At 46.0% G+C, this 14,409-nt stretch carries 11 protein-coding genes and 1 tRNA gene; all 12 read right to left on the bottom strand.

The window, feature by feature from the left end:
* Window positions 1-147: 147 nt before the first annotated feature.
* On the bottom strand, window positions 148-1,176 hold the full coding sequence (lpxD, locus tag I6E26_RS08200; protein WP_235321367.1) for a UDP-3-O-(3-hydroxymyristoyl)glucosamine N-acyltransferase: 1,029 nt from the start codon (window positions 1,174-1,176) through the stop codon (window positions 148-150).
* Window positions 1,177-1,225: 49 nt separating this feature from the next.
* Window positions 1,226-1,669: an OmpH family outer membrane protein gene (locus I6E26_RS08195; RefSeq protein ID WP_235321366.1), complete on the bottom strand. Its 444-nt coding sequence runs from the start codon at window positions 1,667-1,669 to the stop codon at window positions 1,226-1,228.
* A 28-nt stretch (window positions 1,670-1,697) separates the two neighbouring features.
* Window positions 1,698-2,867, bottom strand: coding sequence for a hypothetical protein (locus I6E26_RS08190; RefSeq protein ID WP_235321365.1), 1,170 nt, complete (start codon window positions 2,865-2,867; stop codon window positions 1,698-1,700).
* Between the two features lie 20 nt (window positions 2,868-2,887).
* Window positions 2,888-3,352, bottom strand: a complete 465-nt coding sequence (locus I6E26_RS08185) for an OmpH family outer membrane protein (protein ID WP_235321364.1) — start codon at window positions 3,350-3,352, stop codon at window positions 2,888-2,890.
* A gap of 133 nt (window positions 3,353-3,485) precedes the next feature.
* Entirely contained in the window at window positions 3,486-4,787 is a 1,302-nt protein-coding gene (locus I6E26_RS08180; RefSeq protein ID WP_235321363.1) for an acylphosphatase, read from the bottom strand.
* On the bottom strand, window positions 4,787-6,721 hold the full coding sequence (locus I6E26_RS08175; protein ID WP_235321362.1) for a BamA/OMP85 family outer membrane protein: 1,935 nt from the start codon (window positions 6,719-6,721) through the stop codon (window positions 4,787-4,789). The genes I6E26_RS08180 and I6E26_RS08175 overlap by 1 nt, the downstream gene beginning before the upstream one ends.
* Window positions 6,722-6,816: 95 nt before the next feature.
* Window positions 6,817-7,404: a hypothetical protein gene (locus I6E26_RS08170; protein WP_235321361.1), complete on the bottom strand. Its 588-nt coding sequence runs from the start codon at window positions 7,402-7,404 to the stop codon at window positions 6,817-6,819.
* 279 nt (window positions 7,405-7,683) lie between these two features.
* Window positions 7,684-8,316: a sigma-70 family RNA polymerase sigma factor gene (locus I6E26_RS08165; protein WP_235321360.1), complete on the bottom strand. Its 633-nt coding sequence runs from the start codon at window positions 8,314-8,316 to the stop codon at window positions 7,684-7,686.
* 45 nt (window positions 8,317-8,361) lie between these two features.
* On the bottom strand, window positions 8,362-12,810 hold the full coding sequence (locus I6E26_RS08160) for a translocation/assembly module TamB domain-containing protein (protein WP_235321359.1): 4,449 nt from the start codon (window positions 12,808-12,810) through the stop codon (window positions 8,362-8,364).
* Window positions 12,811-12,931: 121 nt separating this feature from the next.
* Entirely contained in the window at window positions 12,932-13,429 is a 498-nt protein-coding gene (locus tag I6E26_RS08155) for an HD domain-containing protein (RefSeq protein WP_235321358.1), read from the bottom strand.
* Window positions 13,430-13,539: 110 nt separating this feature from the next.
* A tRNA-Gln gene (locus I6E26_RS08150) sits at window positions 13,540-13,615 on the bottom strand.
* Between the two features lie 76 nt (window positions 13,616-13,691).
* Window positions 13,692-14,366 carry a uracil-DNA glycosylase gene (locus I6E26_RS08145; protein WP_235321357.1) on the bottom strand — a complete coding sequence of 225 codons (675 nt, stop codon included), beginning with the start codon at window positions 14,364-14,366 and terminating at the stop codon, window positions 13,692-13,694.
* Window positions 14,367-14,409 lie beyond the last annotated feature (43 nt).

Genomic DNA, 14,409 nt, shown 5'->3' with positions numbered 1-14,409 from the left:
TTTCGAGAAACTTTGACATTCAGAATTATATTCACAAGTCTAGGGAGAGAGATAGCTCGGCAAATCAGAATTTGAACGCAAAAAATAGCAGCTATTCTAAAAGATGCTTTGTCAACATTTTTAGAATAGCTGCCGTGAATAAATCTATTATTTTTCCAGCTCTTTAACCTTTTTCTCCAAGGCCTTTAGCTTCTTGTTCATATCGGTTATCTTCTGCAAATGCGCTTCCATCCGCAGCCATTCCTGATGTGGACGGGCTGGGAAGCCTGCGTAAAATACTCCCTCTGGAGTATTGCCAATAATACCGCTGCGAGCAGCAAATACAGAGTTCCCTCCAATGGTAATATGACCTACTGTACCAGTCTGACCGCCAAAGGTTACATTTGGACCAGAGGTGGTAGAACCTGAAATACCTGTCTGAGCTACAATGAGATTGCCCGCACCAATATGACAGTTATGGCCAATGTGTACCAGATTGTCAATCTTGGTACCCTTGCCAATAATAGTGGAACCAATGGTAGCCCGGTCAATACCTGCATGAGCACCAATTTCCACATCATCCTCCAGCACAACATTACCTACCTGTGGCACCTTGGTATGTACTCCGTCCTTGGTGGTAAAGCCAAAGCCATCTGCACCAATAACCGCAGAGCTATGTACGATTACCCGCTGACCGACCTTGCAATGCTCCCGAATGGTAGCACTGGAATAAATAGTGGCATCCTTGCCGATTCTGGTGTACTGGCCAATATAGGTGTGAGGGTAAAGGGTTACACCATCTTCAATTACTGCATGGTCATCTACAAAGGCCATAGGCATAATAGTAACATTCTCACCAATGGTAACATCCTGGCCAATATGGGCTTCTGGGCTAACGCCCTTTTCATGGATAATAGGAGGGGTGTACAGAGCCAGCATAATAGCAAAAGCTGCTCTGGTATCCTCTACGAAAACAGCCGGCAAAGGAAAGTCCTGCTGAGCCTCCTTAATGGCTGCTGGCAGCAGAATAGCTGTTGCCTGACAGGTTTTGGCCTCCTCCACATGATTTTCATCAGCAAAGGTAATATCTCCGGCTCTGGCACCAGTAATATTGTTAATGCCTGTAATCTCTACACTGCCATCTCCCTGAAGCTGGCCATTAATACGGGAGGCAATCTCCTCTAAGGTCATAATCATAGCAAATACCCCTCTAATCTCTTATTTTCTCTACCCAGACTTCTACAAATTACTGCAGCTTCTGAATAACCTCATCAGTAATATCTGTACCACCGCTGACAACTACGCCGTCCTTGCCGTTGCTGTTCACAACAGTGTCCAGCTTCTTGGCCTTAACCACATCATCCAGGGCAGCATCCACCTTGGACTTTATCTGAGTGCTATACTGCTGCTGTACACCGGCAGCCTTCATCTGAAGCTGCTGCTGCAGCTTCTGCATCTCTTCCTCAGAGGTGCCCTTGGCTTGAGCCTCCTGCAGCTGCTTATCCCCATCCTGCTGTACCTCCTGCAGCTTATTCTGCATTTCCTCAATAGAGGATTTTATCTGAGGTGCCTCATTCTGGATTCTGGACTGATCGATATAGCCTATATTCACCTTGCCACAGCCTGTAGCCAAGGCAGCTACACATAATGCTGACATAATAACTGCGACAATTCTCTTTTTGGTTTTCATATAAAAAGCCTCTTTCCTGCTTTAACTTTTACTTATTTGCTCCTATGGGCTGAAAAGGCTGCTGCTTCATTTCCTGCAGCATTTCCTCTGTCAGATCCAAGGTATTTATGCCAATAACCGGACTAAGTGTAGGTTCCCATTTGCCTGCTCCCAGATTCTCATAGTCAATCCCCCGCAGATTGTCTGCTGGACTAGCCAGAATCAAGGTAAGCTTGTGCATAATAGCCAGCTTGGCAGCCCTGCCTGCAATATCATTGCGGATTTTGTCCTGTATCTGTCGAAGCTGAATTTTTCGCCCCTCCAACAGAGCTCGCTTCTTGGCGGTATTAATTTTGCTTTCTACCGGGGATACAGCCTGCTCCATAGCCTGGGCATTGCGGTTTTGCACCTCCAGCTCCTTATCCAGCTCTGCCTGCTGAAGCTCCTGCTTGGTCTGAGCCTCCAGCCGCTGCAGCTCTGCCATAGGGCCTGCTGCCTCCTGAGCCATCAACTGGCGGAAGCGTTCCTCCTGCTCCTTAGTCAGCTGAGCCACCACCTGTCCCCGCTGCTGCTGCAAGCTCTCAATACGAACTTGCATTTCCTGCACCTGCTCCGGGGTAAGCCCCAATACATCGGCACTATCTATCTTAATACGCAGATTCAACATCTCGTTAAGATATTTTTGCTCTGCCTCCTGGTGCTCTGCCTCAAACTTAGGCCGCAGCTCCTGACGCTTTTTCTCTGCCATAGCATTAAGCTGATGCACCAATTGATCATGCCTGGCCAAGCTGTCCAACCGGGACTTCTGACCGGCAGCCTCCTGAAATAACTCCTTCTCTGGTGTAGGTGCTGTCTGAGGCAGCTTAATATCCTCCAGAGCCAGGGCATTTTCCAGATGGTCAATATCCCGCTGAATCTCCTGCAGCCTGCCATAATCTGGATGAGCCTTTATCAGCTGCTGCATATCCAGCACCCCAATAACCGGCTCCGCCACCACGGTTTCTGGCTTGACTGCACCCCACATCAGGTAGGCCCATAACGCACCGAGGGAAACTAGCACCACAGCAGCACCAGCCAGCACTTGTCTCTTATGCTTCCCTAACAGGGTGGAGGCCTGCTCACTGTTTTCCTGCTCTGCCGCCATGAAATCCCTCCTTTGCCATTCACTTCTAGCCAATATCAGCAAAGTACCGAGCGCCTGTGGAGCTCGGTACTGCATATGCTTCTATCCTTTTATAATTACTTGGACAGCTTCTTGATAACGTCCTGAGTAATATCAGTACCACCGTATACAACAGTGTCCTTGTTCAGAACTACAGACAAGCCCTTAGCCTCTGCAATAGCCTTTACTGCATCCTCAACCTGCTTCTGAACTGGCTCCATCAGATCAGTATTCTGCTGCTGAAGTCTCTCCATAGTCTGCTGATAATATGCCTGCTTCTCCTCATCGCTCATGTTAGCAGACTTCTCATTGAACTCCTGCTGAGCCTGCTGTACAGCCTTCTGCATTTCGGCCTCGGCATCGGTATAAATCTTCAGAGTGGTAAACTGACGATAATCAACAACGCCTACATTGGAGGAAGATGCTGCAGAAGCTACACCAGTACCAGACTGAGTCAAGGCCAATGCCACAACACTACCTACGAATACCAGTGCAATCAAAACACTGACGATTTTTACCTGAGCTTTTTTCAACTGAATCATTTTCTTTTCTCCTTTTTCCTATACATAATATCTACAAATGCCCGCCCTTAATCATGTCACAGCATGACAATATTTACATATATAAAGGCAAGTCCATTATAGCAAACTCTTATTTTTACTTCAACATAATGAATTAAAAATAACCAATAAATCTTAGCCAGCCATTATGTCTGTCCATAGCATATTCCACCGTCAGGAAATCATGGAGTCTATATCTAAGACCATATTCATTTTCCTGATCCCGGCTGCGATAGGCATACCTTAGCTGCCATTTGCCTCCCAGAGGCTGAGACAGCTCGAAACCTACATTGTTATGGCGCAAATCATATACCCCCGCCAAGCCTGTCCCTCCCGGCAAATGATAGCCATAGCCTAGATTCCAATCACAACGGACAGCCTGGGGATAAAAATCCAATCTGGTAAAAATTTCGTCCCGTGAGGACAACATCCTGCCCAGATGCAATCTGGCCATAATACTGGTATCCTCCTGATTGCCCCACTCATTACCCATATCTGCCCAGCCCTCCAGCCGGACTCTGTAGGTATCAGAATCTGAACGACTCATTACCGTCAGCTGCTGCCCAGGAGTAATGGCTGCCTTGGTATGCACATCCCAGCTGTGACTAAGGGAATCCTCATTCAGCACATTGGCTAAATAGTTTTCCAACTCCCCTTGATGCCTTTCCACAAAGGACACCGGCAAGCCTATCAGCTCATTTACCCGGCTTTGCATAGCCTGGCGCCGCAACAGCAAGCCTGCATTGAGCAAAGTATCCGAATGCATGCTTAAATCTACGGTACGCACCACTGGTAACAAAGGATATAGTACCAGATTTATCTGAGTATTTTCTGAAACTACCACATCAAAATCTGCCTTAAACTCTGGGGCGTGCTGCTGCAAAAAAGCATTTATCTGCTGTTTCAGCAAGCCCTGAGTCCAGTCTACGGCAGCAATGGGCAGTCCCTGTAAACTTTGCTTAAATATTTCATCTATCCCGGCCACATCCTGATACAGCATATCCGACAGCACAGGACTCATGCCCTCCACCTGCACGCGAACCTTCACCTGACAGATTTTATCCTGCCAAGGAATTAAATCCACCTGCACCTTGGTGGTGTCACCGGAATAAATATGCACCCTATCCACAGTGTAGCCTATGAGTACCTTGTCAAAAACCTGCTGAATAATTTCGGCATAATGGTTTTCCTGAGCCTTTAGCTCATCTACCTTCATGCCCTCCAGCAGTTGGACGCCAATGGCCTGAACGCTTTTCTCCATGCGCTGCTTCACTGGCAGGGGCAGTTGATGGCTATCTCCCACCACTGCCTCTACCTGGGCTACACGGGGTACAAATTCCTGAGCCTTGGCCCCTAAAGGCCACAGCAACAAACAGCACATAGCCAGCAATAGCGCCCCAAGCCCTTTGCCTGCCATTAGAAGGTGCCGCCTACATTGAAGTGAACTCTATTGCCCTGAGAACCATGACCAATATCCACGCGGATAAGTCCCAATGGAGAATCCAGCATAACGCCTACACCATAGCTGCCATGAAGCTTGGATGGAGTCCAGCCAGTATCCCAGGCAGAACCAAAGTCAGTAAAGAGAGCTGCCTTGAAATTCTTGGACAGTGGGAAACGATACTCAATATTACCCAGAACCATGCTATTGCCCCGGAACATATCATCACGATAACCTCTGATAGTATCCTGACCACCCAGCATAAACTTGGATACAGTTGGCAAATCTTCAGTGGAATGACCATAGCTGCCGTGGAATACCAGAATCTGATTCCGGCCTACCTTGCGGAAGGTGGAGCCATCAATGGTAAATTTGTGATAGGAGAAATCTCCCCCCAAGCCGGCATATTCGTAGCCCAAAGTGGACTTGTAGCCCTCAGTTGGATAAATATAATTATCTCTGGTATCAGTAATATGCTGCATCAGGATGGAACGAGTCAAACCAAAATTATCCTCTTTCCAGGTAGTATTAGTGCTTCTATCTGTACCGCTCTTATGCTTCTGATATTTATCATCCTTGTTGCGGAAGGTAATGGAGTTGGAGGTATATTCACTCTGAGGTCTGGAGAAGCCCAGCTCAAAGCCTACGTTTTTACGCATGAACTCCTCAACGAAATCTCCGTTTTCATCATACTCATTGTACTCAAAGGTACGATTGTAAATCTTGAAGTTGCCGGCAGTTTCCTTGCTATCCAGCCAAGGACGACGATAGGAGAAAATATATCCCTTGGCACTGGTATCAGTACTGCTCTTGGTCAGGGTAACATTAATGGAATCACCAGTACCCCGGAAGTTTCTATCACCCAAGCTAATCATACCTACAAAGCCATCAGAGCTGCTATAACCGGCACCTATACCGAAGACACCAGTATTCTTCTCGGTAACATCAACCTCCAGAACGCAGGCATTTGGCTCTACACCAGCAATAGGCTTTACATCTACAGACTCAAAGAAGTCCAGATTGGTCAAGCGCTGATAGCTGCGGACTACATCGTTTTTGTTCAGAGGCTTGCCTACCTTTGGACGCAGCTCCCGCAGAATAACCTTTTCCTTGGTTTTTTTCAGGCCCTTGATTTTGAAGCCCTCCAAGATACCTTCATTTATTTTAATAACCAGCTTGCCGTCGTCGCCAACTTCCATATCACGGATTTTGGCCATAACATAGCCGTCCTTGATATACTGCTTCTGGAGTGCACGAACATCCTCCTTCAGGGCAAAACGATTCAAACGGTCCCCCTGCTTCAACTGCATCTTGGCCAGCAGCTTGTCGGTAGGCTCTATCTCGGTATTGCCATCCAGCTCTACGCTGGTAAGAATAGGTGTCTCAAAGAGATGATAGGTGATGATTACACCCTCTGGCACAGATTCAAAGGTAGGATACAAATCATAGAAATAACCAGTGCCATAGATATTGCTGGCATCCTCAGACAAAAGGCCAATAGAGCAAATATCACCTGGCTTGGAAACCTGAGCCAGCTTTATAGTCTCCATAATATCATCGCTAACACCCTCGTATTTTACATCCACGATAGTATTGCCCTCAATAGCCTTCATGGACTTGTCCAGCTCCTCATCGGCAGGACGGTTTTTGGCCCATACGCTATCCCGGCTTGGTGTGGCTGTCACATTGGCAGGTGTAGACTCTACAGAGCTTTCATCAGGCAGCTCCAAGGAGCCCTTTACTACACCTTCGCTATTCATAGTAGCACTTTTGCCGGAATTCAGATCAACCCCTACTCCCATAGGAGCAGTAGTAGGATCTACAGCAGCCAAGGCAGACTGACTGCCTACACCCATAGACAGGGACAAAGCCACTGCACAGGCCAAATATTTGTAATCGTTTTTCTTCAAGAATATAACCTCCTATATACTCTTCTTTACTCCATCTATAAGTAAACAGCCGACCTACCCTGCTTTGAACCAGGCCGGTGGTAATTTTCCTACAGCTATTCTCTCAGGGTACTACCGGCAGACTGCATCAGCTTTTGCATGGCTGGTGCCGGCACCTCTGAGGGCTGTACATTCTTCAAGGATGATGCTGCCTGCTGGCTCTCTACTTCAACAGGCCTGCTTTCAATAGTGTTAGATACCTCCTCTGAGTGTGCTTCCTCATTGGGCTGTACCTGGACATAGGCAGGGGTATCAAATTTCCTCTCCTCACTGAAGTTTTGCTGGGATTCCTTTGCCTCCATCGCCTTGTCCCTCCCTGCACCGGAACTGGAAGCTTGCTCCTCTAGGGAAGTGCTGGTTAATTGGTTTTGCTTTGGCAGGGATGAACTATCCTCTGACTGCTGGGCATAAATTATCCCCCCCAGAGCCAATGCACAAGCCAATGCTCCAGGAGCCAGCCTTTTGAACCAGCGCACACATAGCTTTTTATCATTTTTTTCCTGAGCTCTCTTAAGCTCAGCCTGAGCCAGCATCAGCTTCAAATCTCCCTGAATGGCATTTTCCTGCTCCAGAGAATCCTCGGCTCGACTTAGCCAGCCCTTGGCGGCTGTAATATGCTGACGAATCTCTCTGTCCTGCTTCATAGTCTGCTCTCCTCAAACATTAACTAATGAATATAATCCTCAGTTTTCATTCTCTCTGAACATACTATATCAGGGCAAATTCATCTATTTTGCAAAATTAACGCTTATTTTCTTATATTTTCACCGATAATCTGCCAATTATAACCCCTACATTATTGAAAGAAAATGCTTCTGCATTTTCTTTCAATGGGGTTTCGACGAGGGTTGAAATATTAGCTCCCCCCTGTCATTAGCACAACATCCCGCTACCTATAGAAGTGAGGGACATCGGACACCTCGTCATTTCCATTGATGGATAAATCTTGACAGCATACCTCTTACTCTCCGGACACCGCTTTTTTGCAACCGATAAATATGAGAGGTACTGACATGAAGCTGCTGAGCTACCTGTGCCGCTTCCTGACAGCCTATATAAATGCTGTCCAGAACCATATATTCCTTTTCCGGCAGCCTGTCCATAGCTTTTTTCACCCGCCGTGAGGCCTCCTGCAACTCTACCTGCTCCGGCACAGGCATCCCTGTATCTGTCAAAAGCTCCAAGCCAGATTCCTTGCCTGGCAAAGCAGCTTCCAGACAGGCAATATCCGCCCGGTCTTCCTTTTTCAGAAAATTATACATTCTGCCTCGAATGCGATGAACAGCAAATATACTAAAGGCAACACCTCTTGTATAATCATAGCACTCCACCGCTTCAATCAGGCCAACAGTGCCCTCCTGAATAACATCCATAATATTATCCAGCTTTAGAAAAGCCTCTGCTGTCTTAAAGACCAGGGGCTGATAGGATTCTATCAGCCTGCTGCGAGCCTGCTGGCTCCCCTGCTCTTTGTAAGCCTGCCACAGCTCCTGCTCCTCACTATAGGCCAGCAGCTTAACCTTATTTAGTTCTGATATATATCTATCCAGCTGCATAGACCTGCCTCCGCTGTTGTTAAACATTCTCTCAAGCCAATCTGCCTAGAAGGTGAATCTGGCTTCCACACCAGCATAATAATCATTGTCCTGATTCCGCTGATAGGTGAGATTTATCTTGTTGGACAACTCGTAATCAACACCATAGCTAAAATCACTGGTTGTCATACTTTGGGTGTATTTTATCAATGCTTTATCAGAAATACTCTTTCCCAATGTGATATTGTACACCTCATACGCATTCTTGTCACCATTTTTTTCGGTTTCCCTGCCATCTGTAACATCCCCCAAATTCTTGCTGCCGTCAATGGTATCTCTTTCAATGGTCAGCACATCCAGATTTAGTACATTCCGCATGGCTGCTTCCACCTCAGAAAGGATGGTCATTTGCAGACCAATATTCAGCATGGAGGTTAGCTTGCTGGCTTCACTTTTATCCTTGTTGAAATAATCACTGCGCAAGGTTAACAGCTGAATAATATCAGCCTCTGCCATCTTAGGATCTGACATCAGCTTGAAATGCATATTAGGCACTATGCCATCCAAGGAAAGATACACACTGGTTTTGTTGATTTTTGTACCAGCCTTTAGCACCACCTTTGGCATCAGGGTATTTACCTGGCCAAAATTGATAGAGCCTTCATATACCTTAAAATTGGTTTTAAGATAGCTGAGAGTACCTCTTTTTACATAAATAGAACCAGCGGTGCTAGGATGTATGGTATAACCACCAAAATATGCTCCACCTGCCAGACGCAAATCACCAAAGGTTGGACTAAGGAAGCGAACATTCTTCCCTAGCTCAACGCTATAATCCAGGGCTGCCAAAGGCATATCATCAGAGGATTCCGGCAACTCGTTTGGTGGAGAAATCAAGACATTTTCCAGGAACAAGCGGCCAGAAATTTTTGGTATAATCTGTTCCTCTATGCCTGGCACAACAAATTTCATACTATCCACATTCAAGGTGGCATTTAAAGGCCCCTTGAATACCGGGCTGTCAATATCCAGATTGTCACAGGCAACAGAAAGATTATATTTATCTGCCTTATTCCCTGCTAAATGGGCATAGCCTGTTATATCAAAACTGCCTGCTCCCATCTGACCGTGACACTCCTCCAGGGTTACATCATGACCAGTGAAAAGCAATCTCATGTTCAAATCAGTTACGGGCTTGGCCACGTCCCTTATCTTGAAGGCACCCTGATATACATTCATACTGCCTGTAATATAAGGGCTGGCCAGAGTTCCCTGCAGCTTCATACGACCATCTGTAGGGCCTACCGCCCAATCTATGTATTTAGACAGCGTAGGCAATAGACTCAAATCTGCATTTGCCAGAGAAATATTTACATCAAACTGGTTGGCAGCATTGGGCATTTCCTCTGTGATAGCCGCCAAAGGCACCCGCCCCTGAGCTGTCAAGGAATAGCTTTGATCGGCATACATCTTGGTGGCAGTCAAATCCTTTATCTCCACAATATTGTTTGCCACCTGCAAATTTCCTTCTACATTATCTATCAAGGTGCTTTCTACCTGCAGATTCTTGATGGACAGCGGTATCTCCGCCCTTGGGGCTGCATATGGGCCAGTAATATTAACAGCGGTATCCAGAGTACCCCCTACATGATTCTTAATCCCAGCAGCCTCAGTCAGGGCACCAATATCAATATTGTTGGCTACAGCCTTAATATTGATGTCCCCATCCATATCAATAACACCTTTAGCACTAAAGCGGCCCTCAGCCCCCTCCTGACCGCTGAAATCTTCAATATAAATCCTTCGCTTGTCCAGAGAGGCCTTCAATATTACATCATCCATAGCATAGCTGCCCAAGGCTCCCTTGGTAATAAAGGCACTAAGATTAACCTTTGGTTCATCCAGCGTGCCCCCAAACATACTATTGCCAGTAATAGTTCCTGTAATACCGTTATCCTTAAGACCGGCCATAGCTGCTAGATTGTGAATATCTCCCTTGTCCACATCCAGCCGTCCCTTGATACGCTTGTTATCAATATTTACATGGCCGGTAAATTTATACTGGCCCTCATTTTGCTGAAAAGAAAGATTGTCCATAAATATATGGCGATTTTCATAGCGGACAATTCCCCCTACATTGGTAATCTCCTGTCCATTGGCAGCCAAATCATCTGCCTCCAACTTTCCTTCAAATAGCGGGTTAGCCAAATCCCCGGTCAGCTTGCCGTTAAACCTAGCCTTGCCCTGCAGCGGAATCGGCAGATTCTTGTTGTACCGGCTCAGATTGATTTCGTGAACCTTGGCCGCCAAATCCAGCTTACCCTCCTTGTCTATGGTACCATTAAAGTCCACATCCAGCCAAGGGGTAAATACATGGAAGTCCTGCAGGATTAAATTTCTATCCTTGATGTAGTAGTCACCATCCATACCATTAACAAAAATGCCATTGTAACTGCCCTGATAAAAATGTACATAACCAACTACATTAGGATCCTTTAAAGTACCTGTAATGGTAATAACATTATCCACATTACCGATAAGCTTCTGGTCTGGAGCCACTGCCTGCATAATATCCTCCATACGGGCACCTACGGTATCAATACGCATATTGATGCCTTTGTCCCCCAGGAAGCCAACCATACCCTTGGCATACCATTTGGTTTTTTCCCCATGCTCCATAACAAAATCGTCAATCTTTACCCCACGGAGACTGCCTGCCGCAGAACCGTGCAAACGATCAAAGGGCTGATGATATATCTGTCCATCATGAGCAGCGTATTGAGCACGAACTATAGGGTTATTTATATCCCCCTGCATAGTTCCCTTAATATCCAGAGAGCCGGCCACAGGCACATCTGGCAGAAAATTGCTTAGGAGAGACATATCCATTTCCGAGCCATAGAAGGCAATATCTATGGTTTTGTCTGGCACAATTGTGCCCTCCATACCAAAGGAACCACCTCCCGGCAGGCCACAGCTAAGATAATCTATAGAAATAGTCTCCCCCTCCCGGGCAAAGGAGCCCTTCAAAGAGTCCATAGTTATGCCCTGATAGGAAAGCTGGCTTCCCTTTAGGGTGCCATATACTTGCACCTGTTCTACATTATGTCCATTGCCTGCTACGGCAAAATCTCCATTTATAGTACCAGCCACAGTAGAAAAGTCAGTATTCAGCCCCTGAGCCGAGGCTATGGCCGCAGCCTGACTGGCAGAAATCCCTGCCATCTGTACATTACCAGTAAAATCATAGCTTCTAGCATCAAAGCTGCCAGTGGCACTAATGGTACCTCCTGCCGCCTGAGCCTTGGCCTGCTGAATCACTACCATGCTATCGGCATAGGAAACCTGGGCCGTAAGATTGCTAAAGCCTATCCCCTGTACAGCACCCTGAGTCACCTGTAAATGGGCGTCTACTCTAGGATTGTCAGCAGCTCCGGTAATATGGGCTGCAAATTTCACAGCCCCAGTATAAGGAATATCTTCCATAATTACGGCTGGCTCAAAGCCCTCCGACTCTGCCTGCAAATCCAGTTCTGGTATGCCAGAGGTAAGGATAATCCGGCCATGCACAGAGGCCTGTTGTCCCTGAGTTTCTGCTCTGGCAAAGATTCTAGCCTCCTTTTCGTTAAAGGTAGCTAGGGCCTTAATATTTTCCACCTCATGAGAAAGCAAGGTACATTTGCCTTGGTCCAGCTCTACCTGACCATGATAGATAAGCTCCTGGCCGACACGCTCTCCTGCCACCTGCAGGGATTTTACCTGACCAGAAATATTATTAACCACATTCTCAGGGATGGCATCTGCTGGCAAATATAACAAATAATTTTCCACCGCAGCATTTTCTACTGTAAGCTGGAAGGTCTGACGGCCTCCTGCCTTGCCTTCCTTGGCCATATCAGAAGTATCAAGGGTAGCAGACACCCGAGCCTTTGCTCCCTGATTTGCGCAATCTGCCTTAAGGGAAATAGCAGGATAAGAGGCCATATCTACATAGCCATTAACATCCTCCAACACAATAGGCTGATTGTTATAATTGCTACGGAGAATGGAATCCTTAATGTTTATCTTGGCGGTAAACTTACTGCTGTTTTCCTTTTCGGACAGCAAATCTTCATAGTTCCAACTGCCATCCTCCCGCTGGATAATGCTTACATCTGCTTTATTAATATCTATTTCACTAATGCCCTCAGTAAAGGATTTGTCCAGCATAGCCCTGGGACTAAGCCTGACAACTGCTTCATCCACATGGGCCAGCCTTTCGGATTTTTTATCATATACATCCAAGCCCTCAACCTTCAGCTCCCGCCAGGACACAATCTCTATCCTGCCCAAGTCCACCTTGGTTGCCAAAAGCTCTGTAGCCATTCTGCCAGCCTGGCTGGCAGCCGTTTCCATAAAGCTTTGAGAGGATATATATGTATATAACCCAACAAACACCAAACAAATTCCAGCCATAACTGCCCCCAGCAGTTCTGCTGTCTTTTTCTTATTAAGCACCCTCTCATCACCTTTCATAAATTATTATCCATTTTTTATTATATCACAAATATGAATGTTAATTCTGAAAATAAGATTAAAAATCCCCACCAGCCTTTGTAAAAATAGGCTTGTGGGGTTGTGGTAGTTAAATGCTTTTTTAGATATTGTACATGGCTTTTAGCAGCCTAATGCCTGCTTCGGTACGGAAGATATTCTGCAATACCTTGGTCACAGTTTCTTTGGAAGAACCATCTTCATAAAGATTAACCAAAAAATCCGCCTCGACCAGAATTTGATAGTCCTGCTCCTGAATATTGCCATAGGTATGATGGTGGGCAATAAGATATTTGATGCGGTTGATTTGACCAGTGGTGAAGCTGCCTAAATTAGCCAGCAGGGTTTCTGCCTCGCCGGGGCCTTCTATTTCCTGATATTTGCCAGCAGAACTGTGATATTTTTCCTCGCTTTTGTGAATCCCAATATCATGCAGGATGGCTGCCGCCTCCAGAATGAACAGCTCATTCTCTGGCAAACCCTCTAAAGTACCAATAGTTACAGCCAAATCATGTACCTTAAGAAAGTGCTGTATTCTCCGTACATCCCCTTTATCGTAGGCAATCATAGCCTCCATCAAATCAGCAATTTTTCTGTTCATAGCAAATCATCCCTTCTACCAATAGCTCTAACATATACCATACAGCCTCTATTTACCAAGGGTGTATTTCGAAAAAAAAGCACTATCCGAAGATAGTGCTTCATACTCAATGGCAGGGGTAGCAGGACTCGAACCTACGAATGCTGGATTCAGAATCCAGTGCCTTACCAACTTGGCGATACCCCTAGGTATTCACGCGCTGTGAACAAGGAATATTATATGATATTTACCTATCTCTGTCAAGAAAAATTTATTTTATTTTTCAGATATTAGGCAGCTGCCAATTTATCGGCTCTTCTCCCACAGATTCTAAGAACTTATTTACCTTGGAAAAAGGACGACTGCCAAAGAAACCTCTATAGGCAGACAAAGGACTTGGATGTGGAGATTCCACAATAAAATGCTGTGGATTGGTAATCATAGCCTTTTTACGGCGGGCAGGAGAGCCCCAGAGGATAAAAGCAACTGGCTTTTCCCGCTGATTCAACAGCGAAATAATCTTATCCGTAAAAATCTCCCAGCCCTTATCCCGATGAGAATTAGCTCTATGAGCCTGCACCGTCAGCACTGTGTTTAAAAGCAGTACTCCCTGCCTAGCCCAAGGCTCCAAACAGCCATTATTAGGCACAGTGCATCCCAAATCCGTTTCCAGCTCCTTGAAAATATTTACCAAAGAAGGTGGCGGCGGAACATTAGGCTGTACAGAAAAGCTTAGTCCGTGAGCCTGCCCTGGCTCATGATAAGGATCCTGCCCCAATATAAGTACCTTGGTATCTGCATAGGAGGTATAATGCAAAGCATTGAAAATACTATACATATCAGGATAAACCTGCTTTGTACTATACTCCCCAATTAAAAACTGCCGCAGCTGCCGATAATAAGGCTGAGCCATTTCCTCCTTTAGATACTGTCCCCAGTCATTCTTAAAAATCTCCATAGCCGCCTCTCCTTAATTCATAATATTCTAACTACCTATCATT

Origin of the sequence: Anaerovibrio lipolyticus (genome assembly GCF_021531495.1) — a bacterium.
GTDB lineage: Bacteria > Bacillota > Negativicutes > Selenomonadales > Selenomonadaceae > Anaerovibrio.
Note: the sequence above shows the minus strand (reverse complement) of the source record. Positions and strands in the feature narration are given on the sequence as shown.

Bases quoted from the DNA above. Each gene is read 5' to 3' on its own strand.
- lpxD (WP_235321367.1), bottom strand. From the start codon at position 1,176: ATGATTATGACCTTAGAGGAGATTGCCTCCCGTATTAATGGCCAGCTT.
- I6E26_RS08195 (WP_235321366.1), bottom strand. From the start codon at position 1,669: ATGAAAACCAAAAAGAGAATTGTCGCAGTTATTATGTCAGCATTATGT.
- I6E26_RS08190 (WP_235321365.1), bottom strand. From the start codon at position 2,867: ATGCAGTACCGAGCTCCACAGGCGCTCGGTACTTTGCTGATATTGGCT.
- I6E26_RS08185 (WP_235321364.1), bottom strand. From the start codon at position 3,352: ATGATTCAGTTGAAAAAAGCTCAGGTAAAAATCGTCAGTGTTTTGATT.
- I6E26_RS08180 (WP_235321363.1), bottom strand. From the start codon at position 4,787: ATGGCAGGCAAAGGGCTTGGGGCGCTATTGCTGGCTATGTGCTGTTTG.
- I6E26_RS08170 (WP_235321361.1), bottom strand. From the start codon at position 7,404: ATGAAGCAGGACAGAGAGATTCGTCAGCATATTACAGCCGCCAAGGGC.
- I6E26_RS08165 (WP_235321360.1), bottom strand. From the start codon at position 8,316: ATGCAGCTGGATAGATATATATCAGAACTAAATAAGGTTAAGCTGCTG.
- I6E26_RS08160 (WP_235321359.1), bottom strand. From the start codon at position 12,810: ATGAAAGGTGATGAGAGGGTGCTTAATAAGAAAAAGACAGCAGAACTG.
- I6E26_RS08155 (WP_235321358.1), bottom strand. From the start codon at position 13,429: ATGAACAGAAAAATTGCTGATTTGATGGAGGCTATGATTGCCTACGAT.
- I6E26_RS08145 (WP_235321357.1), bottom strand. From the start codon at position 14,366: ATGGAGATTTTTAAGAATGACTGGGGACAGTATCTAAAGGAGGAAATG.